Origin of the sequence: Okeania sp. SIO2C9 (genome assembly GCF_010672455.1) — a bacterium.
Classification (GTDB): domain Bacteria; phylum Cyanobacteriota; class Cyanobacteriia; order Cyanobacteriales; family Microcoleaceae; genus Okeania.
Genome location: NZ_JAAHGO010000002.1, coordinates 145,409 through 171,591 on the forward strand (window position 1 = coordinate 145,409; position 26,183 = coordinate 171,591).

Below are 26,183 nucleotides of genomic sequence, written 5' to 3' on the forward strand. Positions count from 1 at the left end.
AATAATTACCCCCAATTCATCCAACTTCTTAACAACCAACAACTCTCATTCCCTAAGTTGTTGATCGCCTTAACTACTATTTCCCGATGCTCCCCTGGTTCAAACGGTGCGTTGGTAGTACCTGCCAAATGTTCCCACACCGAATCTTCATAACTACCTTTCAATTCTTTCTTGATACTATCCCAAACATTTGTCCACTGAATTCTAAATTCTGAATTCTACATTCTAAATTCTTGTAGCGATCGCCTCTTTATCACTTTTATCTAAATTTCAGGAGACATTTGTAATAATAAAAAACCAGTTCAATTAACTTATAAATTCTCAATTCCCAATTCTAAATTCTAAATTCTGAATTCTAAATTCTACATTCCAAATTTCCAATTCTAAATTCTGAATTCTAAATTCTACATTCCAAATTTCCTTTATTTAAAGTCCAACATTTATCAGCTATGGGTAAAAGGTCACTAGCATCATGGGTGACAACCAATAAACTCCAATGTTTTTTCAATTTAGCCAATAAATTGACAAGTTGTTTTCGCATTGACCAATCTAATCCTGCTGTTGGTTCGTCTAACATTAATAGATGAGGTTGTCTAATTAGTTGTACTGCTAAAGCGAGGCGACGTTGCTGACCTCCACTTAAAGCATGAGGTGATGTACTTAATAATAAGTCCTGAAGTCCTACTTCTTCCAGAGCAGAGGATATTTGTTCTGGCCGTATTTCTGGATGGCCTAATCGTAATTCTTCGAGAATAGTAGCGCCACAAAAATGTCTCTCTGGGAATTGAAATACTAAACCACCGAGTTGTTGTAAATGTTCGGAGGTTAATTTTTGGTCTCGCCAGCAAATTTCTCCTTTAGAACATTCAGCTAAACCAGCTAATATTTCTAATAATGTAGTTTTGCCGGAACCGCTACGACCGATAATTAGTCCCATTTGTTGAGGTGCTAATTCCAGGTTTATATTTTTGAGAATAGGGGTGGTACTAGCTGCTGGATGATAATGTAGGTTTTTGAGATATAGCATTTTAAGAAGGAAGAAGGAAGAAGCAAGAAGGAAGAAGGGAGAATTTAATTTTCTGTATTTACCAAAAAATGAGGTCTAAAACCTCCCATTTCAAGGGGATGAAAAAAAAATAAACTTCAATATTTCAATCCCAATACTTCAAGCAGAGGTATTGATAACTGATAACTGAAATGACCCCTTGTTCTTTTAAATATCTTTTTTATTGTTTCTACTCAGAAATTTTTCTGAGTTTGGGTTAAAACGTTTTCTGGATTTAGATGAAAATTGTCTAAAAATTTATATATAATCTAGCTTAGATAATAACATAGAACGTAAGCATTCAGCTATTAGCCATCAGCTATCAGCAATAAGATCCTATGCTTAAGAAAGGGGTTTACATGAATATAGACTTTGGAACTGACTTTTGTTGTAAGATTTTTCGTTTCTCAATTAAGAAAGCTTTTATCACTAACTAAAAGCAATAGCTGATAGCTGATAACTGACGGCTGTTTGCGCAGCATTCCGCAGGAAATGCTTACCATAGAAAATCACAAAATCCACTCTAGTAGTAAATTTCTCTATTAACAACCTAAGCACCGTAAAAATCTAATTACTCTCAAAATAACTTATGCTAAAAACTTCATTTATTTGGTGTAAAGAAATTCCATTATTGAAACAAATATCAGTTTTTTCTAGTGCTACTTTAATCGGTTTAAATCTATTAGTAAGTCCAGCAATTGGAGACCCATTTCGCAAAAAAAATCCTATTGAAATAGGAGAAAAAACTGAAGCAGCTTTTAAAGCGATGTTTGAGGAAGGAGATTATAAACAAGCAAAAGATTATCTTAAAATAGCTGAATCTGAAGAGATAAGTGAGCCACTTGTTTATGCAATGATATCTTCCTTACATTACTTAGATGAAAATTGGGAATCGTTAAAATTGTATGCCCAGAAAACCACTGAAGTAGCAGAAAATTTAATTACAATTAATCCAGTTCGCGGTAATATTTATGCTGCAACTGGTCAATTTCTAGAAGGTGCTTATATTATATCTACTGAAGGTACATTAAAAGGCGCTCCAAAAGCTCTGGAGAAACTTCGGAAAGCTTTGAGTCATTTTGAAACAGCAGAGAGAATAAATTCATCAGATCCAGAGTTAAATTTGCTCAAAGGATATATGGATTTAATGTTGGCTGTTAATTTACCATTTTCTGACCCGGAAAAGGCAATAAAAACATTGCAAGATAAAGCTTATCCTCATCATTTAGCTTATCGAGGAGTGGCAGTAGCTTATCGAGATTTAGACAAGCTTGAAAAAGCTTTAGAATATGTGGATAAAACTTTGTTAGAAGTTCCAGATAATCCTGAAGTACATTACCTAAAAGCACAAATTCTAGTTGCTCAAGCTCGAGATAAAGATAATGATTTATCAATGAGAAAAAAAGCTAGGGAAAACTTTGATATGGCTTTGGAAAAGTCAGATAAAATGCCAAGACGTTTGGTAGCACAAGTATTTTTTGAACAGTGTAAAAATATTAATAATATAGATGATGGTAAACGACCTTGTGACCCAATGCGAGATGCCATTAGGGATGGTTCGGGGACATGGGGACCAACAGAATTACCACTGCTTTAAAGTAACAGTTAGCGATCGGCGATCGGCACTCAGCAGTAAATGTTTATAAGGAGATTTAAACCCAGAACGGCTAAAATATAATAGCTAGTTAAACTGCTAATTAAAAAGTATAAAATTTTAACTAATCTTGATTTTTTTCTATAACAACTTTTGGGGTAGTTGTAGAGAAAAAATCTGGGAATTCAGATAACAGATGTTAGTACTCATACTTTTTATATATACTGGGAAATTTTGATAATTTATCCCCAGATTGTTATAGTGATAAATTACTCGAATTAGTAAAAAAAAAATCAGGCATGACAAATATTTATGGAAATACAATTTCGCGAATTTAATCCTTTTGATGTGTGGATTTGGTTAGAGTTTAGCACTGTTCCTTCAACGGCAGAAAAGCATTACATAGAGGAATTATTTGATTCCTGGTTTTTATTAGGAAAACTGGGTGGCTTTAATGCAGAAAATCTACAGGTTCAAGATGCAGGAATAGAAGTTAGTTATATGGAATATAATCAGGAAGTTGCAGGTCAAAGTATGATGGCTGTTATGCACAATATGGGAGAAGTAGAATATCAAGGATTTTGGGGTCGTTGTTGGTTTGATTTGGGAACTAGCGATGCTTTAGCAATAGATATTTTGACTAATAGTTTTCAAAGATTAGATGAGGAGTTTGTCAAAATAGAAAAACTTATTATTGGGGGGCAAAATGAGGATTGGCCTGTGCCTGAAAATAACGATGAAATGGGTTTTTCTGATTATAATTGATTGTAATTTTATGTTTTTTTATATTGTCAAAAATCAACCAGATGGAGCTTTTTTACCGTTCAGAAAATTAGGTTTCAAGTTTCCCCTTTTAAAGAGATAAAAAGCGGTCTGCCATATCCAATCAACCAAGATCAAGAAAATTGAGTATTTTAAGCCTCCTACAGAAATAGGAGGTACTGATAACTGATAACTGATGACTGATAACTAAAATGACCCTTGATATTTATCTGAGAAAATTATATGAGTAAGAAGCATAAAATTAGGGTCTTAGCTTTGGGTTTAATTAGAGATGGCGATCGCTTGTTTATTTCTCAAGGTTACGACTCTGTCAAACAGGAAACTTTTTATCGGGTTATGGGTGGTGGTGTTGATTTTGGAGAGTATAGTCATGATGCTTTACAAAGAGAGTTTCAAGAAGAGATTCAAGCTGAATTGACTAATATTAAATATTTGGGTTGTATGGAAAACATTTTTATATTTAATGGGGAGGAAAGACATGAATTAATTCAATTATATAAATGTGATTTTGCCGATAAAAAGTTTTATCAAACAGAAGAGTTAACCTTTTGGGAGAAGGAACGAAAGAAAACCGCACTTTGGGTTTCAATAGATAAATTTAAGTCTGGAGAATTGAAAATAGTTCCAGAAAATTTTTTAGAGTATTGTGATTAGAAGAATCATGGAAATGGAGATTAATAATCCTGATGTAGTTGCAGAAGTAACAACAGTATTTGAGGAATATGAAGCAGCTTTGATGAGTAATAATGTCAATATTTTAGATGAATTATTTTGGCATAGTTCTTATACTATCCGTTATGGAGTTAATGAAAATCTTTATGGGTATGAGGCAATAGCTGCTTTTAGAAAAGCTCGCGGAAAGGTTAATTTAGATCGGGTATTGATGAATACTGTTATTACTACTTATGGTCGAGATTTTGCTACAGTAAATACTGAATTTCAACGTCAAGAAACTGGAAAGGTTGGTAGGCAAAGTCAAATTTGGATGCGTACTTCTGTTGGTTGGCGAGTTGTGAGCGCTCATGTTTCTTTTTTGTAGGGAAGGAAGGAGGGATAGGAGAGCAGAAGTAAGATGAATCTAAATTTACAAGATCGAATTTTTTCAACAGGATAATAAATCCCCAAATTATACTCAATTATTATCGGGAATGAAGAGGGAATAAAGAATAAAGCAGTCGAAGGAAAGGTTAGAACATATCAAAAGCTTAAAACTCAGACAATGGAATATTTTTATTTCTTCCTTCTTCCTTATACTATAAAGTAAAACATCAAATTGCTGAAGATAGATATCTGAAGAAAGATGAATCTAAATTTACAATATCAAAAAACTTTCCAGCAGGATAATAAATCCCAGAATTATACTCAATTAAGTAAAGTAAAAAACTATTACTCTGAGTTATCAAAATCTGAAGAAAATGATGTTGATGCTATTAATAAATTAGCAGAAACTTATTATAATCAAGGAAATTGTACAGAAGCGATCGCTCTGTGTCATCAAGCTCTAAAAAATCAACCAAATTTTGCCCCAGTCTACAAAACTTTAGGAAATGTACTGCAAGCTCAAAATAAAGTAAATGCTGCGATTCGTGCTTATTCATTAGCGATAAAGATTAATCCAAAATTTGTTGAAGCTATTGTCAATTTGGGTAGTATGTTTTATAAAAAAGGGCAAATTGATGAAGCAATGATTACCTATAGAAAAGCAATTAATCTCAAACCAGATATAGCAGCTGCTTATTGGAATTTAGGTAAAGTTTTAGAACAAGAAGGTAGATTTTACGAAGCATTTTTTTTTCAAGAAAAAGCTTTAGAAATGCAGCCATATTTAGTTAATAATGGTCGAAAAAATCATCAAGAGAGTTTATTTAAAAAGTGGCATGGTCAATAGAATTAAATAGGATAACCTCTTGCGCATTTAAACCGCATATTTGTTGTGTGCCTAGTTAATAATATAATTCTTATCAATTTTGACTTTTGACTTTTGACTTTTGACTTTCTAAGACGCATTTAAAATGCATCTTAGCTGATCCTGAATTTTTTTTTGCAAAGGTAGCTAAACAATTAATAATTAATAATTAATAATTAATAATTACCTCATAGACAAGTTAATAAATAAATTTCATAATTCTGTCCCACCTCACATAAAATTAGTATAAAATCCAATACCTAACACCTAATTCTGTGCAGCCTCAAATAATTTTGGTATTAGACATTTAAAGACATTTATTATTTGCTTTTTGTCTAGAGGCCAGCTATTAATTTTTCCAAATCACTCTAGCTATTTTTCCTTCTTACTTGTTTTTTGTAAAAAAGTAATTGTTATCATAAGACTCATTCTTTGAATGGCAAAATTAGATTTTATATTTACTTAATTGACTGAAAGGCACTTTTATTTCTCCTGACTCCTGACTCCTAAATAAAATAATTAAAATTAAAATCATACACGCGCTTCAGCAACACCCTTATTCCTTACTTTTATGAAATCAGAAGAACAACAGCATCCTCAGTATCATAAAGACCGCGAAATAGTTAACATCCTGTTAAGAGAAAAAGATACTACTTACAATTTAGCGGAATTGGCAAGATTAAAAATTCGTTATCGAGGTTTTCCTGGTGCGAGAGATATTCAGGAAGACTTAGAAAAAGTTCTGCAAAAATGGGAATTAACAGAGGAACAATTGTATGAAAAAACCCGCGCAATTCATAGTAAAGGTCAGGTATATAAACGACAAAATAACGGACAAGAAGATTGGTTTTAGGTAAGCATTCAACTATTAGTTTCGGGCAACTATTAAGCACTACGCAAATAGGGCACGGACATTTATAACCTACATTCCGCACAACAAAACGTAGCATAAAAATATAAGTCAAAAGCGAGTGCGTAATTCTGAGGTTTCCTCAGAATTTAAGACGCACTCAAGACAGTCAAAAGTTAGAAGGAAATTATAGTGGTCAATAGATTTAGCCCAAGTATAAAACTCAACAATTAAATCTAAAACAGCTTCTACGGTTGGCGCTGCGGGTTTGTGATTTCTGGCAAAAATCTGCATAAAGCTTAATTCCATAATCAAACCAACACCACCAATAACTAAATCATTAATTTCAAAAAGTTTAGCTTGTTCGCCTCCAGTAACACGATAATTTTCTTTTAAATGACCGGATACTCGAAGACTATCAGAGGCAAACATTAAGCGGTCTGAATATTTTTTAGCTGCAACAACACTCATAATATTTAATGAAATTTCCTCAAATTAATTCTCTGCTATTTTGTAAGCATTTCCTGCGGAATGCTGCGCAAACAGCAGTCAGCTATCAGCTATCAGCTATCAGCTAAATGCTCATCTATTTCACTTTTTGCGATAAACATGAAACTTTTGGCTTTCATCGACACTAACAAAACTAAATCCAACTTGTTCCATGATTTCTTCTTTTTTCCATTGCTTAATGTAATTCAAATTAAGTTTTTGTTGAGATAATATTTCTCCGTCTTTCTTAAAAAAATAACTTTTCTCAATGGATTCAATTTCATCATTTTCCCCAATTTTTTCTATCTCCTGAGAATAAACAATTCCTGTAGGGAGATTTTGTTGATGACTTTTATATTCTCCTTGAACACTCAACAGAAATAATCCATCTTGACGCAGATGTTTAGCCACATTAATTAATCCCTTAATATCCTCATCAATATCCTTAGTATGATTTCTTAAGTCAGTCCGATCGCCTCGTTGACTTATTACCCAAACTCCTCTACTAGAAACAGCAATATCAAAAGTTTCTTCAAGGTTCATATCATAGATATCTACCTCTATTAATTTTCCCCATTCTCCCAATCTTTTTCTGGCAATATTGAGCATTGATGAACTAATATCCACCCCTGTAAATTTAGCTTCAGGAGCAAGTGCAAATAATTTTTCAGCAAATAATCCTGTTCCTACACCTAATTCAAGTATTTTTTTCTGACCATATTTCATCAAAGAATAGACTGCATTAGCCATTCCTTGATAATCATAATTGCCTTGAGTCATCAAAAGATCGTAATAATCAGTAAAACTATCCTAATAATCAGCGATATTAGTATATTTATTCATAGTTAATTTTGCAGAAGTAAAGTGCAGTCCCTAATAAATAATTTGGCTTTTAGTAACTATACTATGATAATTTGATTTAAAAAAAATCGGCGTTGTTGATTTGAGGTATGAAATCAGTAATTTAGGTAATAAATTAAGAGTAATTCTTTGAATGGCAAGATTAGATATTGTCTTTACTTAGATTGACCGAAAAGCACTTTTCTTTCTCCGTAAGCATTCAGCTATTAGCATTTCCTACGGAATGCTCCGCAAACAGCTATCAGATGCATGAAAGAAAGAATCAAACAATGACCAAGGTTAGCTGAAAGGACTATTTCATTCATATTTAACTTCTTGAATACTAATTCCTTCTTCTAAGATAATGACTTACAGCAATTTTCATTTCGGTAGACCACAATAGGGGCGAATGGCCATTCGCCCCTACAGGATTTTGGTTATGACGTGAGGTCATCGATCTCAAAAGTGCTGTAATAACTCATAGCTGATAGCTGATAGCTGACCACTGTTTGCGCAGCATTCCGGAGGAAATGCTTACCTTTCTCCTGACTCCTGACTCCTAAGTAATTAAAATTAATATCATACACCAGCTTCACCAACGCCAAAAAATCATCAATTTCCCGCAAATTTTTGATAATCTTCAAGTAACCAATGAGGCAATTTAGTTATATCTTCAATTCGTAATTGTTCAGAAGGACAATATAACATTGCTGCTAATAAATAATTTATAGCTTTTGGTGCTTCTATTCCTTTGGCAAGTTGAGCAGCTAACTGTCGTAAAAATTCTTGTTCGCTTTCTATTAAAGATTCATTTTGAATTTTGCTATTGAGTAATGCTTGATAACCTTTACCCATTTCACTCAAGTAAAAAGTTTCTAGTTTTTGCGGTTCTAAATTTATCCAAAAATCAGCCGTTTGTTTTCTGATTTGACGCAATTCTTGAACCACAGATTCATCAGATGGGTCAATATAGTAAAGATTCACACTACCCAATAATTGATTGATAAATTTTTGCTGTGAAATGTCTAAATTATTTGTTTGATTTGCTGTTAAAACTACATTTTTTTCTGGTCTAACTTCAGAAGTTGTGACTGAAGAATCTTCTAATAAATGAGGCGATTTAGATTTAAAAGTTTTTTCCAACTTCTGAGCAACTTCTCGACTTTCAAATATCTGTTTATAATCTTCTATCAACCACTGAGGTAAACGATTTTTAGCATCTCGGACTAACATTTTACTTGGAGGAAAATATAACATTGCTCCTAAAAGTGTATTAATAGCTTTTGGATTAGTTAAACCCATACTTGTCTCAGCTAATTCTTGGAGAAATTTTTGTTCGTCTTCAGTCTGGGGTTCGTTTTGAATTCCACTTTTTAACAAAGCTTGATATGCTTGTCTAATTTTGCCTTGATAAGTAGTTTCTAATTCTTTGGGAGCTACAGATAACCAAAAATCAGCTATTTGTTTACGAATTTGACGTAATTCTTCTATTAAAGATTGGTCAGTAGGGTCAATTTCGTAGAGATTCACACAACCAATCAAACGGTTAATAAATTCAGAAGTTAAAGAATTGTCATCTTTTTCTTTTGGGTTTAATACCCTGTCGTCTACACGGTTTTGAAAATTGGTTAGGGTTTGAGTACTCATCCACCTTTTCTCTCTTCCTTCTTCCTTCTTCTCTCTTCCTTCTTCCTTCTTCCTTCTTCCTTCTTCAACTGTTGATTCTATAGTTTTTGGCGCGTGAATATTTTGCCATTCTTGGAATAATCCTTGAAATAATTTACCTATCTGTGTAGAGTAACTAAGACTGTCTAAAAATGAAGGATTTTGCTCAATTTTTTCCAGAATTTCTTGGCGTTTTTGTTGACGAAATTCTAAATTATTGGCAAGCTGAATGGCGAGATTAATATATTCTGCTTCGTTGTTAACTATTAGGTCTGGAATGGAGAGCGATCGCAACAATGAACTACCCATTAAGGAGCGGAATGAATTACCGTTTTTTGTAATTATTGGGATGCCTATTTCTAGGGGTTCTATGAGGGAGTTTACTCCAGCAAATGGATAGGAGTCTAAATAGACGTTACATAATTTCAAGCATTCTTTGATGTCTGATCGACTTGGTAATGTTTTAATTACTATTAGTCGTTTTTTATCGATGCCATATTTATTAAATGTAGAGCGCAGGTCATTAACAAAATGGGTACTAGCTTGATAGGTATTACTCCAGTTAGGATTAAAGGGATATAAAACTAGAACAGAATTTGGTACGGCAGCAATAATTTTTGCCCAATTTTCTCTCAGTTCGGGAATGATTTTATAAAAGTTTGCTCCGGAAACAAAGACTATATTTTTATCGGTTACTCCCCAACTTTCTCGAGTTGGTTTAACTACTGGTTTTTCTGGTTGAGTTGCATAGTAATTGAAGCAATGGGCTGTATTTTTTAAGGTAATTAATTTTTCCCGATATTGTTGTTGTGCTTGTTGTTGGGGTTCTGTTAATTTTCCAGATATATAATAGTCAATATGTCTCATTCCTGTTGTTACGCAAGAAGAGGTTGATGTTAGTTGAATTCTTGCTAGTCGGTGTAAAGCAAGTAAGGTAATAGGATTAGTAATAGCAGTAATGTTGGTACCAATTAAGAGGATATCTAAATCATCGGTGCGAATAGTTTCTACTTGTTTGCTTAGGTTATCTGGTAATTTTACGAACCGCTCTGCACGACTTTGACAATATTTTTCTAGGGGATATTTACTCAGGTTTTTGCTATATAAGATAATTTCAAATTTAGTTTTGTCTAAATGTTCAAAAAATGGCAGGGTGGAAAAAGTTTCTGTTTGAGGAATAAAGTGATTGCTGAGAATTCCTAAACGAATTTTATTTCGGTTGCTGGGTCTTTCTGGAAAGGAATAATTGAGTTTAAAGCCTCGATTTTCTAAGGCTAGTTCCATTATTTCGGCACGTTTAATATATATGTCTTTCAGATTTTCATCATTAAAGTAGAGGGGGATAAAGTTTGATTTTTGGGTAAAAAACCAAGCTATATCTTGCCACATTTTTGAGTCGGAGTTGCCGAATATTCTTTGATGTAGATAGTTAGTCCAGTTGAAGGTATAACGATAAAAGTTATCTGCTTCTCCTATTTCTTGAAAGTAGCTAGGAGCATCAATCATAAATTTTATATAATCATTGATAAACCATTTAGGAATTGGAGCTTGTTCGTACCAGTTTGGTGAAAGTTGATGGGGATAAAAATAGAGAGTTGCAGCTAAGAGATATTGAATAGAATTTTGTCGATCTAATCCTTGAGCAATATGATTTTTTATTTCCTTGACCAAGGATTTTTCTGTATCTGTAATTTTTTCATATTTCAGACTACTACCGATTAACTTTTGATTAGCTTTACCAACATCACCTAAATAAGCACTTTCTAATTTTTCTGTAGGTAAATTGAGCCAATAGTTAGCAATTTTCTGACGGAGTTGACGGAGATTATCTAAAACTGACTGATTGGAGAAATCTTTCTGATATTCCTCAACATATTTAGACACTTCAGAAAAGAGCTGAGTAGTATTTATTTCCAGAGTAGAATCTGAAGAAATAAACAGAGAAATTATCCCCTCCTTTACTTGATTAGACTCACTACATTTTAAAGCTTCTTGAATTTGAGCGATCGCTACTTCTAGTTTTCCAATTCTCAACATTTGTCGTGCTATTTGAGTGGCAGAAATAGCATAATGTTCTCTAGCTTGAGTAGATAATTTTTTTACTTTTTCTGGTGGGAGGTAAGATTGGGAAATTTCGATAGATTTCCGAGTATCAGCAATATTCCCACCAAACTTAATTAATCTCGTACTTTCTGATGCTGAATGTAAACGATAACAAGCTAGAGGTTGAGGTTGATAACCAACAGAATAATAAGTAGCTATTCGTTTCCACATTTCCCAATCTGCTGCGGAATTTGCTTCTGGACAAAATCCTCCTAATTGTTCATAAACGCTACGTTTTACTACTATCGAAGCACATTGAATTTTTTGCATTACGGCAATTTTTTCTAGCCATTCAGGAATAATACCAGGAGTTTCTTTTTCCAGTGGAGAGACCATCTTTTGATTATTATTTTCATCTATATAATAGTGGCGACAAAATGCTGCTCCTATTGTGGGATTTGCCTCAATTACACTACGGATACTTTCATAAAATCCTGGTAATACTAAATCATCTTGATGGAGAATATGAATCCATTTACCTGATGCTCGTTTTAGACAATCATTCCAATTATCAACTAATCCCAAATTTTGAGGTTGTCGATAATAAGAAATTCTCCCCTTACCAATTTTTTTGACAACTTCTTCTACATTTACTGTAGTTGAACAATCATCAACAACTTCTATTTCCATTTCACCCCGTTCTGGCGCTTGTTTCAAAACAGAATTCAAAGTTTGTTCCAAAGTTAATGTGGGATTATAAGTAGGAATCATTACAGACCAAAAAGGTCGAGTCTCTGTTTCAGAAAGTGGTGAAATTTGTGGATATTTAATTGCGAGATTTTCCACCATGGAAGATTGAGATTTAAGTTGATTTAATTCTGTCATTAGTGAGTTTCTATATTTATGCAATATTTCTTCTGACCAAATTACTTCCTGTTGACTATACAACTGGGAATGTAGATAAATAATTATAGCTTTATGAACTGCCAAATTAACCGAATTTTGATGCAGTTTTTGTTGGCGAGACCCAGAAGAATGTTGTCTATAATAAAGATAAGGTTTTTCCAGTCTATAACCTAACCAACCTTTTTCATATGCTGAAATCCAAAACTCCCAGTCTTCCCAACCCTGTTTCATTACAGTTTTAAATCCACCCACCTGTAGAAAAATTTCTCTTCTCAATAAGGATGTAACTGGAGCTTGATTTTCACTTAAAAAACGTTTGACATTAAAATCTCCGAAACTTTCTAACTTCTCCTCAAAACCAAATTTATGAATATCTGTATAAACAAAACCAACTTGTGGATTTTGTTTTAATACCCCTAAAGTTTCTGCAATAAAATTAGGATGAATCTTGTCATCCCCATCCACAAAAAGAATAAATTTACCAGAACTATAATTTACTCCTACATTTCTAGAATCAGACACTCCCGTATTTTCTTTCTCTATTAAACGGAGACTTTTTTCAGAATACTTTTTAGCTAAATTTCTTGCCACTTGAGATGTGTGGTCAGGACTACCATCATTAACAATTAAACATTCCCAATTTTCATAGGTTTGATTAACAACACTCTCCACAGCTTCCGTTAAATATTCTGCCTGGTTATAACAAAGAATAATTACCGAAACTAAATCCGATCTACTCAAAAAATCAATAGGTTCATACTGGGAATTTTTCACTTTTGACCTTTGACTCCCCCCAAGAATTTGACGGTAGGGTAAAGTCATTAATTCCCCAGAAGAAATTTCAGTAGTAACAGAAACTTTACGCTTAACCCCACGCTGAAAAATTCCATACTCATTACAAATATCATCAGTTTCTTCCTTCGCTCTTTCACCTCCCTTTTCCAAACCTTCTTCATTCTCAAAATACAACCCTAAAATTTCTGGCAAACGAACAATTTTTTCATTTTTACCAATCCTGAGCCAAAATTCATAATCACCCGCAACCCTAAATTCAGACCTAAAATATCCATACCTTTCATGTAGAGATTTTCTCCACATTGGTTGAGGACCAATAATACAACGTCGCTCTAATTCCTGATAGTCAAACTCCGGCCAATTCCAACATTTATCTGCTTGAGTTGTTGCCCAAAAATCATTAGGAAAAGTAGTAACTAATTGGTCTCCATATACTAAAGATATCTGAGGATTATTATCCAAATAATTTGCCATAAACTCCAAAGCATCTGGTCGGTGTCGGTCATCTGTATTAGCATTAGTAATATAATTCCCCTTAGCAATTTTTATCCCACGATTCCAAGCAGCATAAATACTCTCCCTTTCCAGTGTTCTTTGATAAATTATCTGGGAATATTTAGTTTGAAACTCTTGAGCGATCGCTCCTTCTTTCTCTTCGGATGCGCTGTCAATAATGATAATTTCTAACTTCCCTTTTTTATAGAGAGTTTGATTGACTAAATCTTCTAAACATCCTTGGAGAAATTTTTCAGAATTATATGTAGAAATAATCGCTGATACTTGAGGTATTGAAATTAACTGGGATTCTAATTTACTTTGACTAGCTTCTTCTCTAAATACTTCTATTTTTTCTGAGCGTTTGACTGTTGCCCAAATCCAAGGTTTAGCAGATTTTAGAGAAACTAAATTAAAACCTGCTTCCAGGAGTAAATCTTTTAATTGTTCTTCAGTATAAGCATTACCAGAAAAATAATATTGTTGATCTTTCGCCCCTTCCTCATCAAAATTCCCCAAACTTTCAGCACTATGGTCATGTACTTGAATTCTAAAATATCCCCCTGGTTTTAACACCCTAAATATTTCTCGAAAATAACTCTTGACAATGGAAATAGAACGGATGTGTTGAAAAACTATTGTGGAATAAACAAAGTCGTAACTTTCAGAACTTAGTGCTTGTAAATCACAGCCATTGTTAACATATACCTCTCCATTTTGTTTCCCATTTGCCAAACAATATTTGGCAAACTGAATCATTTTTTCCGAAATATCTACACCATCCACCTGTGCAAATATTTTCCGTAAAGGTTGAATTAAACGACCGACACCACAACCAATTTCTAAGACTTTCCACTCTGGTTTTGCCGGGATATCTCCCATAATTTGTGGCATCCAATTTTCTATTGACTTTTCCCAAACTTGCTTTTTTTCTTCTGGGGAAAGAGTCTCTATTCCGCTGTAAGCTAATACCCGCCCAAACATAGCTTCATCTATAGAATTAACATTCCAAAATTGGCGTTGTAATTCCAGTTGCTTCTCGTTTATTGGTGCAACCTTGCCTAGATTTTCCCTACTTTCCATAGCAGATAGTTTCTCTAATTTAAGAGGAAATTTTTCTACACCTACTTCTACTTTTTGTGCGCGTTTGACTGTTGCCCAAATCCAAGGTTTAGCAGATTTTAGGGAAACTAAATTAAAACCTGCTTCGAGGAGCAAATCTTTTAGTTGTTCTTCAATATAAGCATTACCAGAAAAATAATATTGTTTATCTTTCGACCCTTCCTCGTCAAAATTTCCCAAACTTTCAGCACTGTGGTCATGTACTTGAATTCTAAAATATCCTCCGATTTTCAACACCCTAAATATTTCTCGAAAATAACTTTTGACAATAGAAATAGAACGGATGTGCTGAAAAACTATCGTTGAAAAAACAAAGTCATAACTTTCGGAACTTAGTGCTTGTAAATCACAACCATTATTGACATATAAATTTCCATTTTGCTGACCATCAGCTAAATATTGCTTGGCAAATTGAATCATTTTTTCCGAAATATCTACACCATCCACCTGTGCAAATATTTTCCGTAAAGGTTGAATTAAACGACCGACACCACAACCAATTTCTAAGACTTTCCACTCTGGTTTTGCGGGGATATCTCCCAGAATTTTTGGTATCAAAGTTTGTATTGAATTTTCCCAAGCTTTCTGTTTTTCTTCTGGAGAAAGTGTCTCTATTCCACTGTAAGCTAATACTCGTCCAAACATAGCTTCATCTAGAGAATTAACATTCCAAAACTGACGCTGCATTTTTAACTGCTCATAATTTATTAGAAGTTGAGTTTTGCCTAAACTTTTCCTATCTTCCATCACAGATAATTCCTCTAATTTAAGAGGAAATTTTTCTACACCTACTTCTAGTTGTTGTTCGCGTCTTACCGTTGCCCAAATCCAAGGTTTAGCAGATTTTAGGGAAACTAAATTAAAACCAGCTTCCAGGAGTAAATCTTTTAGTTGTTCTTCAGTATAAGCATTGCCAGAAAAATAATATTGTTGATCTTTCGACCCTTCCTCATCAAAATTTCCCAAACTTTTAGCACTGTGGTCATGTACTTGAATTCTAAAATATCCCCCTGGTTTTAACACCCTAAATATTTCTCGAAAATAACTTTTGACAATGGAAATAGAACGGATGTGTTGAAAAACTATTGTGGAATAAACAAAGTCGTAACTTTCAGAACTTAGTGCTTGTAAATCACAGCCATTGTTAACATATACCTCTCCATTTTGTTTCCCATCTGCCAAATATTGTTTGGCAAACTGAATCATATTTTCCGAAATATCTACACCATCTACCCATGCAAATGTTTCTCGTAAATACTTAATAAGACGACCAACACCACAACCAATTTCTAATACCTTCCACTCTGGTTTAACAGGGATACCTTCCAGAATTTGTGGCATCCAAGTTTGTATTGAATTTTCCCAAGTTTGCTTCTTTTCTTCTGGAGAAAGTGTCTCTATTCCTTCATAAACTAATACCCGCCCAAACATAGCTTCATCTATGGAATTAACATTCCAAAATTGGCGCTGCAATTCCAGTTGCCGATTGTTTATTGGTGCAATTTTAGTTGGATTTTGCTCGAGATTTTCAACTGTTGAATTAGCCATTGAAATTAACTGGGATTCTAATTTACTTTGACTAGCTTCTTCTCGAAGTACTTCTATTTTTTCTGGGCGTTTGACTGTTGCCCAAATCCAAGGTTTAGCAGATTTTAGGGAAACTAAATTAAAACCAGCTTCCAGGAGTAAATCTTTTAGTTGTTCTTCAGTATAAGCATTGCCAGAAAAATAATATTGTTTATCTTTCGACCCTTCCTCGTCAAAATTTCCCAAACTTTCAGCACTGTGGTCATGTACTTGAATTCTAAAATATCCTCCGATTTTCAACACCCTAAATATTTCTCGAAAATAACTTTTGACAATAGAAATAGAACGGATGTGCTGAAAAACTATTGTGGAATAAACAAAGTCATAACTTTCGGAACTTAGTGCTTGTAAATCACAACCATTATTGACATATAAATTTCCATTTTGCTGACCATTAGCTAAATATTGCTTGGCAAATTGAATCATTTTTTCCGAAATATCTACACCATCTACTTGTGCAAATATTTTCCGCAAAGGTTGAATTAAACGACCTACACCACAGCCAATTTCTAAAACTTTCCACTCTGATTTTATTGGTATATCTTGAAGAATTTTTTCCGTAGAACTTAAGATTGAATTTTGCCACGCCAGATTTTTTTCTGAAGGAGACATCCCATTAATTTTTTCATCAGTAAGAACTCGTTCAAACATAGCTTCATCTATAGAATTAACATTCCAAAACTGACGTTGAAAGGAAAGTTGTGCTGTATTTATCTGTTCAGAGGAAGCAATAGAGATATTATTTTTACTTTCTACAAAATTGTCAGCTTTGCCTTGAGACTTAATACCATCCGTGGAAAGTTGTAATTTTTCTTTCCTCCCTAATATTTTCTGCAATATTTCTGTAGCAGGAGTAAAACTAGGTGCTTTTTGTACTACTTGACGCAAAACTTTTTCTGCCAAGTCAAAATCATTAACTTTCTCTGCCGAAATTGCCAAATAATATCCTACTCTCCAGTTATTACAACCTAAATTTATAGCTGCTGTAAACTCAGAAATAGCTTGACGATGCTGACCCTGTTTTTGTAAAACTAATCCCGACCATAATCTCAAATAACCATCTTTTGAATAATAATCTCGATAATTAAAAATTCCACCTCCATATCTATTACAAAGTACAGGAGAAGAATGAGAAATCTGATTCTCCCCAACTAATAATTCTGAAATATTTTCAGACTTCATACTCACAGAAAAATTTTCTGCCATTTCCCCTAAAGATTGAATAAATAATTCCGCACCAGATAATTTACTCTTATTCCATTGACGTTTTCTTTTTGGTTGTTTGAGGAGGTAGTCGTAAATTTCATTAATCTTGTTTGTAGAACTTTCAGGACTAAAATTTTGTCGCGCATATTCTTGAGCATTACGACCTAATCTCATCCTTTCCTCTGGGTGAAAATAGAGATATTCTATAGCATTTTTATATTCCGTTTCATTATTAACAACTAAACCAGTTTGATTATGAATAACTAATCTTTTAATTCCGCCAAAAGGGAAAACCACAGGTGGTACTCCAACCCACATTGCCTCTTGCAAACTCTTCTCTGAAGTAGCATAAGTATCTTCACACAATGGATAACCAAAAACATCTAAAACTTCTAATACCGACTTAATATCTTCAACGTAACCCCTAAACTCAAAACGCTCTACTGCACCTAACTTTTCCGCTTCTTTTCGTAAATAATTATTGATACCACCACAGACAATAAATTTCACATTTGGGATATTAACTTTGGCACTCATTCCCACATAATTAGAGTACATTTTCGCAAAATCAACTGTACCAATATAGCCAACATTAAATGTATCGTGAAATTGTGGCTGAAAATCCTCAAGTCTATCAAAATCTGCAATCCCATAAACCACAGAAGTACTTGAACTTTTCTTCGTCGAAGATAAACTTTCAAATACAGGTAATTCCAGAGTATAAGGACTTGTTACTATAGAAAAATCAGCATATTCCAATAACTCCTTTGTAATAATATGAGGCGCTCGATCGCCAATTATTTTAAACCAAAATACCAACCGCATTGCCGGAAGTTCAGAGCGTAATAATTCATAGATTTCTGGATTATTCCAAAAATGAATATGTACAATATCCGCCGCCTCTATTTCACTCCAAATAATTTCTTTATTAGGTTGATTTATCACATACATCCCTTCATTATTCCCAAGTGAAACTGCCTCTGTTTCTGCTGGTAATAAACTCAGAACTCGATGTTGTTGCACCACACCCATTCGAGACGAATATTTAGCAGTTGCCATCATTGAGCGACCAGCACCACCACGGGAAAGTTGTTGAATAATATGCAGAATTTTTAGCATTTTTTTCCAGCTAAAGCTTAAGTAAATTAATCCTCTAAAACAGGGAATAATTATACCATTTATCAAAAACTTTTCTACATTTTTTTGAGTAGGGGAGTAGGGGAGTAAGGACGTTGTATGTAACGTCCCTACAGGGAGAAGTAAACAGAAGAATAATAATACCAAATTCAATCAAGATTGTTACAGTAACACCTTCTGCTGAATGGAATTGAAAAATATTCACTTTTTATTTTTGATACCTACCACCTAACACCTCACACCTACCACCTAATACCTCACACCTGAGAATAATTAACACCAAATTTAATCAGGATTGTTACAGCAAAATTGAAAAATATTCACTTTTTATCTTTGATACCTACCACCTAACACCTCACACCTACCACCTAATACCTCACACCTAACACCTAATACCTGAGAATAATTAATACCAAATTCAATCAAGATTGTTACAGCAAAATATAAATGCTGAACAGAATTGAAAAATATTCACTTTTTATTTCTCATACCTAATACCTCACACCTAATACCTGAGAATAATTAATACCAAATTCAATCAAAATTGTCACAGCAAAATATAGATGCTGAACAGAATTGAAAAATATTCACTTTTTATTTCTCATACCTAATACCTCACACCTAATACCTGAGAATAATTAATACCAAATTCAATCAAGATTGTTACAGCAAAATATAAATGCTGAACAGAATTGAAAAATATTCACTTTTTATTTCTCATACCTAATACCTCACACCTAATACCTGAGAATAATTAATACCAAATTCAATCAAGATTGTTACAGCAAAATATAAATGCTGAACAGAATTGAAAAATATTCACTTTTTATTTCTCATACCTAATACCTCACACCTAATACCTGAGAATAATTAATACCAAATTCAATCAAGATTGTTACAGCAAAATATAAATGCTGAACAGAATTGAAAAATATTCACTTTTTATTTCTCATACCTACCACCTAATACCTGAGAATAATTAATACCAAATTCAATCAAAATTGTCACAGCAAAATATAGATGCTGAACAGAATTGAAAAATATTCACTTTTTATTTCTCATACCTAACACCTCACACCTAATACCTAATACCTGAGAATAATTAACACCAAATTTCATCAAGATTGTTATAGCAAAATTGAAAAATATTCACTTTTTATTTCTCATACCTAACACCTAACACCTAATACCTCACACCTAATACCTAATACCTGAGAATAATTAATACCAAATTCAATCAAGATTGTTACAGCAAAATATAGATGCTGAATGGAATTGAAAAATATTCACTTTTTATTTCTCATACCTAAAACCTAAAACCTAAAACCTAAAACCTACCACCTAATACCTTTTCAAAGAATAGTGCTTGAGCTTATGAACTTGATTAATTAAATATCCTTTGTCAAAAAAATAATCACTATAAATATCTTCCACTTCACGGTCACAATCATGAATAAATATATCAGTATTACCACTTTCCATAGCTAGTTTAGCTGCCATATAAATACTCTTCATTCTCCCTGGTTTCTCCTCAGAATATCCTGCTGGTGCATCTACCAAAATAAAATCCCATTTTGTAAATAAAACTTTCTCAGGTAATACCATCCATAAACAATCATTTCCTTGACTATATTCTTCCAGTAAACTTTTCCATAAATAAACTCTCGTACCATACTCAACCAAATAAGCCTCAATATAATTTTCACAACCAACTTTTACTTGATTCAACCAATCTTTATCATCCTCCAAAAATACAGTTTTTCCACCTCTATTTACCCCCAACCAAAGTAAACTATCCTTACCAACTCCAAAGATTAGAAAATTACCAGGTACTTTCCCCCCAATCACATTAGTAATATAAGCATATTCTTGAAAAGACATTTGACCAGGATTATCATTAACTAACTGAAAAATTTGACTACCATACTCATCAAATAAACAGCGGTCTAACCGACTATAAACTGAACCATTATCAAGCAAAATTTCTGTTGCTTTAATATAAGCACGAACAGCAGCATTTATATCCCCATTCAACTGCAAAAAACTTCCCAGAATTTCATATACTTCCACAAAATCTGGTTGACCTTTAATAACTTCATAGCACCAGGCGATCGCTTCCTTGAATTTTCCTTGATTGTAATAAAATTGCGCTTTTTTATTTAAAGCAATAGTATCGCCAAAATTAATCATCAACTTGACCTCCTTAACTATCAACTACAAATAAGCCTCCTTATTCAGAAAAATCAAAAATAATCATCACCTAAATAATCCATGAATTATCAATACTAAATATCTCTAACGTTCTAGTTTTTATTCTCTATACTTATGACATTGATATACATAGTCTCTTTGCCTAAGTTATGAATAATTTCATACAGTATATATTAATTATCTCAAACTTTTGAAAATATCTACAATTAAGTTATTGATTAGGGTTTGCTGAAAAAGTATTTTGGTAGGGGTTGAAGTCAGAACTCAGGAGTCATAATTTCCTACGGAATGCTCCGCAAACAGGAGGAAAGAGGAATTTAGAGGAGGTAGTCGGATATATTTATCCCTTTATTTTTTTGCCATAGTTAGCTCAAAATCCTAACTTTTTGGTCACTTAAGTTTAAAAAGTTGCACTTTTTTTCCCTCCTTAAAGGCTAAAACTTTTATCTGTAAATGCTTTTATATTTGCTCGGTAAGTCCTAATTACTTTGACAATAAACAATAAATAAACAATAGAAAAACTATATTTAATAGGTCTGAGTACTTCCCTAACTCCCAAAACCTGATCGCCTAAAAAAAATTAATAATTAGACATCTCCAAATAATAAAAAATCAAATCAACTATCCCACTCTAATTCATCAATTCTTTCTCCCTGTTCCCTCTTTTAGAGGAGATGTCTATTAATAATAACTAATTTTGCTCTTCCCTATTCCTTCAAAATCTACAATATCTGACAACGAAAAAAGGACTACTATATCAATACTTGCCTAGTGCAGGATGGCATAAATAACTGACCAGTTACCGAATAATTAATAATTAATAATTAAATAATTCTGGTTTAAAACCTACCCTTTTAAGGAGAAAAAAGCGGTCGATCTTCCGAGCTTCTCAAAGGGTGGGATGGATGGGTTTCCTAACCATATCCAATCGACCAAGAGAAGAAATAATATTTCCTGATATTCAATTCCGTAACGGTTAAAACCCGAGGTAATTATCCATTATCCATTAATGAAAAAATCCTCAAACAATTGCAAATCAAAAATGATTGACTTTTAATTTCTAATTTTGACTTTTAATTTTGACTTTTAATTTTGACTTTCTAATTTCTAACTTTTGACTTTTGACTTTTGACTTTTGACTTTCAACTACTGTGATATTATATTAGAAATCAGTTAACATAAGTTAATATACCTGGATCAAAAAATAGTCCCAATAGTATAAAAAGATAAGAAGGAGCAACCCCAGTGAATAATAAAAGGTGGAGAAATGCTGGCCTATATGCCCTATTAGCAATAGTAGTCATCGCCTTAGCAACAGCATTCTTCGATCAACAACCCCAAACCAACGAAACCTGGAAATATAGTCAATTTATTCAGCAGGTAGAAACCAAAAACGTAGACAGAGTAAGTATCAGCGCCGACCGTACAGCAGCACGAGTCAAAGTCGCCGACGGTAGTATAGTCCGCGTTAACCTACCCAACGACCCCGACCTAATAAACATCCTCACCAAAAACAACGTAGACATTTCCGTACTCCCCCAAAGCGAAGAAGGTTTCTGGGTTAGAGCATTAAGTAGTTTATTCTTCCCCGTCCTATTATTAGTGGGACTATTTTTCCTACTACGTCGTGCCCAAAGTGGACCTGGTAGCCAAGCAATGAACTTTGGCAAATCCAAAGCAAGAGTCCAAATGGAACCCCAAACCCAAGTCACATTCGGCGACGTAGCAGGTATCGAACAAGCAAAACTAGAACTAACAGAAGTAGTAGACTTCCTCAAAAATGCCGATCGCTTCACAGCAGTAGGCGCAAAAATTCCCAAAGGAGTATTATTAGTAGGTCCTCCGGGAACAGGTAAAACCCTATTAGCAAAAGCAGTAGCTGGAGAAGCAGGAGTACCATTCTTCTCCATCTCCGGTTCAGAATTTGTAGAAATGTTTGTAGGTGTAGGTGCTTCCCGCGTCCGCGACCTATTTGAACAAGCAAAATCTAACGCTCCCTGCATCGTATTTATAGATGAAATTGATGCGGTGGGTCGTCAAAGAGGTGCTGGTTTAGGTGGTGGTAATGATGAAAGGGAACAAACCCTCAACCAGCTACTTACCGAAATGGATGGTTTTGAAGGCAATACAGGTATCATTATTATTGCAGCTACTAACCGCCCAGACGTTCTAGATGCTGCCCTACTCCGACCTGGTCGTTTTGACCGTCAAGTAGTAGTAGACCGTCCTGACTATGCAGGTCGTCTAGAAATTCTCAATGTTCATGCTCGTGGTAAGAGTCTCTCTAAAGATGTAGACCTAGAAAAAATTGCTCGTCGAACTCCTGGATTTACTGGAGCAGATTTGTCTAACCTATTAAATGAAGGAGCTATTCTGGCAGCTCGTCGCAACTTAACTGAAATCTCTATGGACGAAGTTAATGATGCTATTGACCGGGTATTAGCAGGTCCAGAAAAGAAAGACCGAGTAATGAGCGAGAAGCGCAAGGAACTTGTAGCATATCACGAAGCTGGTCATGCTTTAGTCGGAGCGTTGATGCCTGATTATGACCCAGTGCAGAAAATTAGTATTATTCCTCGCGGTCGTGCTGGTGGTTTGACTTGGTTTACTCCTAGTGAAGACCGGATGGACTCTGGTTTGTACTCCCGTGCTTATCTACAAAATCAGATGGCTGTAGCTTTGGGTGGTCGCCTTGCTGAGGAGATTATTTTTGGTGATGAAGAGGTGACTACTGGTGCTTCTAACGATTTACAGCAGGTCGCTCGTGTGGCAAGGCAAATGGTGACTCGGTTTGGCATGAGCGATCGCCTTGGTCCAGTTGCTCTTGGTCGTCAGAACGGCAATATGTTCTTAGGTAGGGATATTATGGCGGAGCGTGATTTTTCTGAGGAAACTGCTGCTGCTATTGATGATGAGGTGCGCAATTTGGTAGAGCAAGCTTATCGTCGCGCGAAGGAAGTTTTAGTAGGTAACCGTCATGTTTTGGATAAGTTGGCCGAGATGTTGGTTGACAAGGAGACTGTAGACTCTGATGAGTTACAGGAGTTGTTGGCTACTAATGATGTGAAGATGGCTGCTTTGATTTAGTCAGCCATCTTGTAGCTCACACGGATTATGGCACGGATGTACGGATTAAGAGTCCAGTAGTTTGTCAGTGCAGTAGGGTGCGTTAATGAAATGTAACGCACCACCTCTGTCAAATATTTCTGTCTCAAATATTTTGGTTAGTGCGTTATGCTTCGCTAACTATTCATCTCCTCTGGTTTGGTGCTTCAGAAAATGTGTCAACTGTTACTCTATACGCAATAGTTGGAAATTTTACTATTCATCTCCTCTGGTTTGGTGCTTCAGGAAATGTGTTAACTGTTGCTCTAGGCGATGAACTATTCAGGAATTTTTTCCCAGGAGCAATGCCACCAAGATTTTCATTGTATGAAGCTCCAGGGACTTAAAGGAATTTCCGTTGCATTCTCACAAAAATTCTGATATCATAAGGGTTAAATGAGGTCGCTCGCCTATACGCATGACTTTTTATTCAACTAAATTTCCTTGCTCAGAAGTGATCGACTATTCAGGATTTTTCTCCCAGAAGCAATACCACCAAGATTTTCATTGTATGAAGCTCAGGATACTTACTTTTCCCCGATCAAATCTTTCCATCCATGGCAATTGAGTGGAAAATCACCAATACTTCATTCTTATGAGCTCCTCGCGCCTCAAAGGAATTTCCGTTGCATTCTCACAAAAATTCTGATATCATAAGGGTTAAATGAGGTCGTTCGCCTATACGCATGACTTTTTATTCAACTAAATTTCCTTGCTCAGAAGCGATCAACTATTCAGGAATTTTTTCCCAGGAGCAATACCAGAAATATTTTCATCTTGTGAGAGCTACCTAAAAATACTTATTTTTCCCTGATCGAATCTTTCCATCCATAGCTATTGAGTGGAAAATCACCAATATTTTCATTGTATGAAGCTCCTCGCGCCTCAAAGGAATTTCCGTTGCATTCTCACAAAAATTCTGATATCATAAGGCTTAAATGGGGTTGTTCGTCTATACGCATGACTTTTTATTCAACTAAATTTTCTGGCTCAATTGTTTACAATCAGACCAAAGGCAATTTGTTTGACAACCAAAATGGCAGTAATAGTGAGTTTGGTAGTGGTGGTTTATTTGCCCGTTTATAAGGAAGTCCTGCACTAGAAGCGACATTGATAATTAGAGTATCGGGTATTCCATAATTAAGGAATAAAAATGTAGGGGCAATCTAACCGTAGTTGCCCTGTAATTCAGTAATAATTATATTCGTCGAAGCATAGCTTAGGAAATTACCACTCAGTCAGAGATTTCTTTTGATTTTTGACTTTTGACTTTTGACTTATCTTATATGAGCAATCTTTCTTACAGTAAATTCACATTGGAAATAGCTAAGACAAATTTTGAATTAACTCTAGAAGAAAATCAAGATTTATTCGCTCAAATTCAACCAGTTAAACCTTCTGAAATTCTCACAACTATCTTGCGAGAATATATTCCATTGGCAACGGCTATTAATACAGAGAAAGCTCGTTCAGAATTATTAATTTCTCAAATTTTAGCTGATGTGAGACGGCAATTAAATTATCGAATTAGTCTTTTTTCAGGAACAGAATTTAATGTAGAAGCAGAATTAGGATTACAGGGATATTGTGATTTTTTGCTCAGTTTTTCCTCTGAACAATATTTCATTACAGCTCCAGTTATCATCATTGTTGAAGCTAAGAATGAAAATATTATTCGTGGGTTAGGACAATGTGTTGCTAGTATGCTCGGAGCGCAATTATTTAATCAGCGATATGACAATTCAGTTAAGGTTATTTATGGTGCAGTTACAACTGGAACAAATTGGAAGTTTTTAACACTTGAAGGAAAAATTGTTCGTATAGATGCAGGGGAATATTATGTCAAAGAAGTTGATAAAATTTTAGGAATTATTTTGCAACCATTTCGATAATATTTAGAGCAACAAAATTCTTGAATAGTTCATCGCTAGATTTTCTTACCAGTATTTTTGATGTATTTGAATAAAAGTAAGCATTCAGCCGTCAGCTATTAGCTAGCCTCCTGCGGAGGAACTGGGTTAACAGCTATTAATTTTGAGGAAGGTAAAAATAATTGAGAAATTGAGACAGAATAAAAGTTACTGTTAAAGTCCCCTTCCTAAACCTCAGAAGTAATGAATAATTACTAATTGCTGATAGCTGACTGCTAATAGCTGAATGCTTACGAATAAAATAATATCAATTCTCAAAATTGAATGGAGACTTAGTATAGGTCTATAATTACAATAGTCATATTATTTATCAAAAATAGTACTATTTTTGACTGTCCTGTAACTGTGTATCTAATACCAAGTTTTTAGGGCAATAAATACTACTTGTTTCAGACTCATTCCTTCTTTAGCTTCTGACTCCTGAATTCTGAGTTCTAATTTCCAAAGATATATAGTCAAACTTTTTTATTCAA

The 26,183-nt window shown here is 34.2% G+C and carries 16 protein-coding genes; 10 read left to right on the top strand and 6 right to left on the bottom strand.

Annotation, left to right across the window (positions count from 1 at the left end; translation table 11 throughout):
- Positions 1-5 precede the first annotated feature (5 nt).
- Together F6K23_RS01985 and F6K23_RS01990 are read right to left on the bottom strand one after the other, a co-directional pair.
- Complete coding sequence (locus F6K23_RS01985; protein ID WP_293150004.1) at positions 6-164, bottom strand: hypothetical protein; 159 nt, start codon at positions 162-164, stop codon at positions 6-8.
- A gap of 233 nt (positions 165-397) precedes the next feature.
- A complete protein-coding gene (locus F6K23_RS01990; protein ID WP_293150006.1) occupies positions 398-1,027 on the bottom strand; it encodes an ABC transporter ATP-binding protein in 630 nt (209 codons plus the stop codon).
- 607 nt (positions 1,028-1,634) lie between these two features.
- On the opposite strand from F6K23_RS01990, the gene F6K23_RS01995 reads away from it, so the two are divergent.
- The 6 genes from F6K23_RS01995 to F6K23_RS02020 all read left to right on the top strand — a co-directional run bounded on the left by F6K23_RS01995 (position 1,635) and on the right by F6K23_RS02020 (position 6,181).
- Complete coding sequence (locus F6K23_RS01995) at positions 1,635-2,642, top strand: Sll0314/Alr1548 family TPR repeat-containing protein (protein WP_293150008.1); 1,008 nt, start codon at positions 1,635-1,637, stop codon at positions 2,640-2,642.
- Between the two features lie 309 nt (positions 2,643-2,951).
- A complete protein-coding gene (locus tag F6K23_RS02000) occupies positions 2,952-3,404 on the top strand; it encodes a DUF3531 family protein (protein ID WP_293150010.1) in 453 nt (150 codons plus the stop codon).
- A gap of 240 nt (positions 3,405-3,644) precedes the next feature.
- Positions 3,645-4,076, top strand: a complete 432-nt coding sequence (locus F6K23_RS02005; protein WP_293150012.1) for an NUDIX hydrolase — start codon at positions 3,645-3,647, stop codon at positions 4,074-4,076.
- The gene (gene hpxZ / locus F6K23_RS02010) at positions 4,069-4,461 is read left to right on the top strand and encodes an oxalurate catabolism protein HpxZ (RefSeq protein ID WP_293150014.1); all 393 of its coding nucleotides are present in this window, start codon (positions 4,069-4,071) and stop codon (positions 4,459-4,461) included. The genes F6K23_RS02005 and hpxZ overlap by 8 nt, the downstream gene beginning before the upstream one ends.
- Positions 4,462-4,722: 261 nt before the next feature.
- A complete protein-coding gene (locus tag F6K23_RS02015) occupies positions 4,723-5,310 on the top strand; it encodes a tetratricopeptide repeat protein (RefSeq protein ID WP_293150016.1) in 588 nt (195 codons plus the stop codon).
- Between the two features lie 589 nt (positions 5,311-5,899).
- Complete coding sequence (locus F6K23_RS02020; protein WP_293150018.1) at positions 5,900-6,181, top strand: DUF3288 family protein; 282 nt, start codon at positions 5,900-5,902, stop codon at positions 6,179-6,181.
- 108 nt (positions 6,182-6,289) lie between these two features.
- On the opposite strand, the gene F6K23_RS02025 is transcribed toward F6K23_RS02020, so the two are convergent.
- The 4 genes from F6K23_RS02025 to F6K23_RS02040 form a co-directional block, all read right to left on the bottom strand.
- A complete protein-coding gene (locus F6K23_RS02025; protein WP_293150020.1) occupies positions 6,290-6,649 on the bottom strand; it encodes a hypothetical protein in 360 nt (119 codons plus the stop codon).
- Positions 6,650-6,769: 120 nt separating this feature from the next.
- The gene (locus F6K23_RS02030) at positions 6,770-7,447 is read right to left on the bottom strand and encodes a class I SAM-dependent methyltransferase (RefSeq protein ID WP_293150022.1); all 678 of its coding nucleotides are present in this window, start codon (positions 7,445-7,447) and stop codon (positions 6,770-6,772) included.
- 672 nt (positions 7,448-8,119) lie between these two features.
- Positions 8,120-18,445, bottom strand: coding sequence for a glycosyltransferase (locus F6K23_RS02035; protein ID WP_293150024.1), 10,326 nt, complete (start codon positions 18,443-18,445; stop codon positions 8,120-8,122).
- Between the two features lie 1,359 nt (positions 18,446-19,804).
- Complete coding sequence (locus F6K23_RS02040; protein WP_293150026.1) at positions 19,805-20,653, bottom strand: hypothetical protein; 849 nt, start codon at positions 20,651-20,653, stop codon at positions 19,805-19,807.
- Between the two features lie 1,266 nt (positions 20,654-21,919).
- Between F6K23_RS02040 and ftsH3 the strand changes: the two genes are divergently transcribed.
- The 4 genes from ftsH3 to F6K23_RS02060 all read left to right on the top strand — a co-directional run bounded on the left by ftsH3 (position 21,920) and on the right by F6K23_RS02060 (position 25,671).
- On the top strand, positions 21,920-23,761 hold the full coding sequence (gene ftsH3, locus F6K23_RS02045; RefSeq protein ID WP_293150028.1) for an ATP-dependent zinc metalloprotease FtsH3: 1,842 nt from the start codon (positions 21,920-21,922) through the stop codon (positions 23,759-23,761).
- Positions 23,762-23,901: 140 nt separating this feature from the next.
- Positions 23,902-24,126 (top strand): hypothetical protein, encoded by a 225-nt coding sequence (locus tag F6K23_RS02050; RefSeq protein ID WP_293150030.1) that lies wholly within the window; start codon positions 23,902-23,904, stop codon positions 24,124-24,126.
- Between the two features lie 613 nt (positions 24,127-24,739).
- The gene (locus F6K23_RS02055; RefSeq protein ID WP_293150032.1) at positions 24,740-24,865 is read left to right on the top strand and encodes a hypothetical protein; all 126 of its coding nucleotides are present in this window, start codon (positions 24,740-24,742) and stop codon (positions 24,863-24,865) included.
- Positions 24,866-25,065: 200 nt separating this feature from the next.
- Positions 25,066-25,671, top strand: coding sequence for a hypothetical protein (locus F6K23_RS02060; protein WP_293150034.1), 606 nt, complete (start codon positions 25,066-25,068; stop codon positions 25,669-25,671).
- Positions 25,672-26,183: the final 512 nt, after the last annotated feature.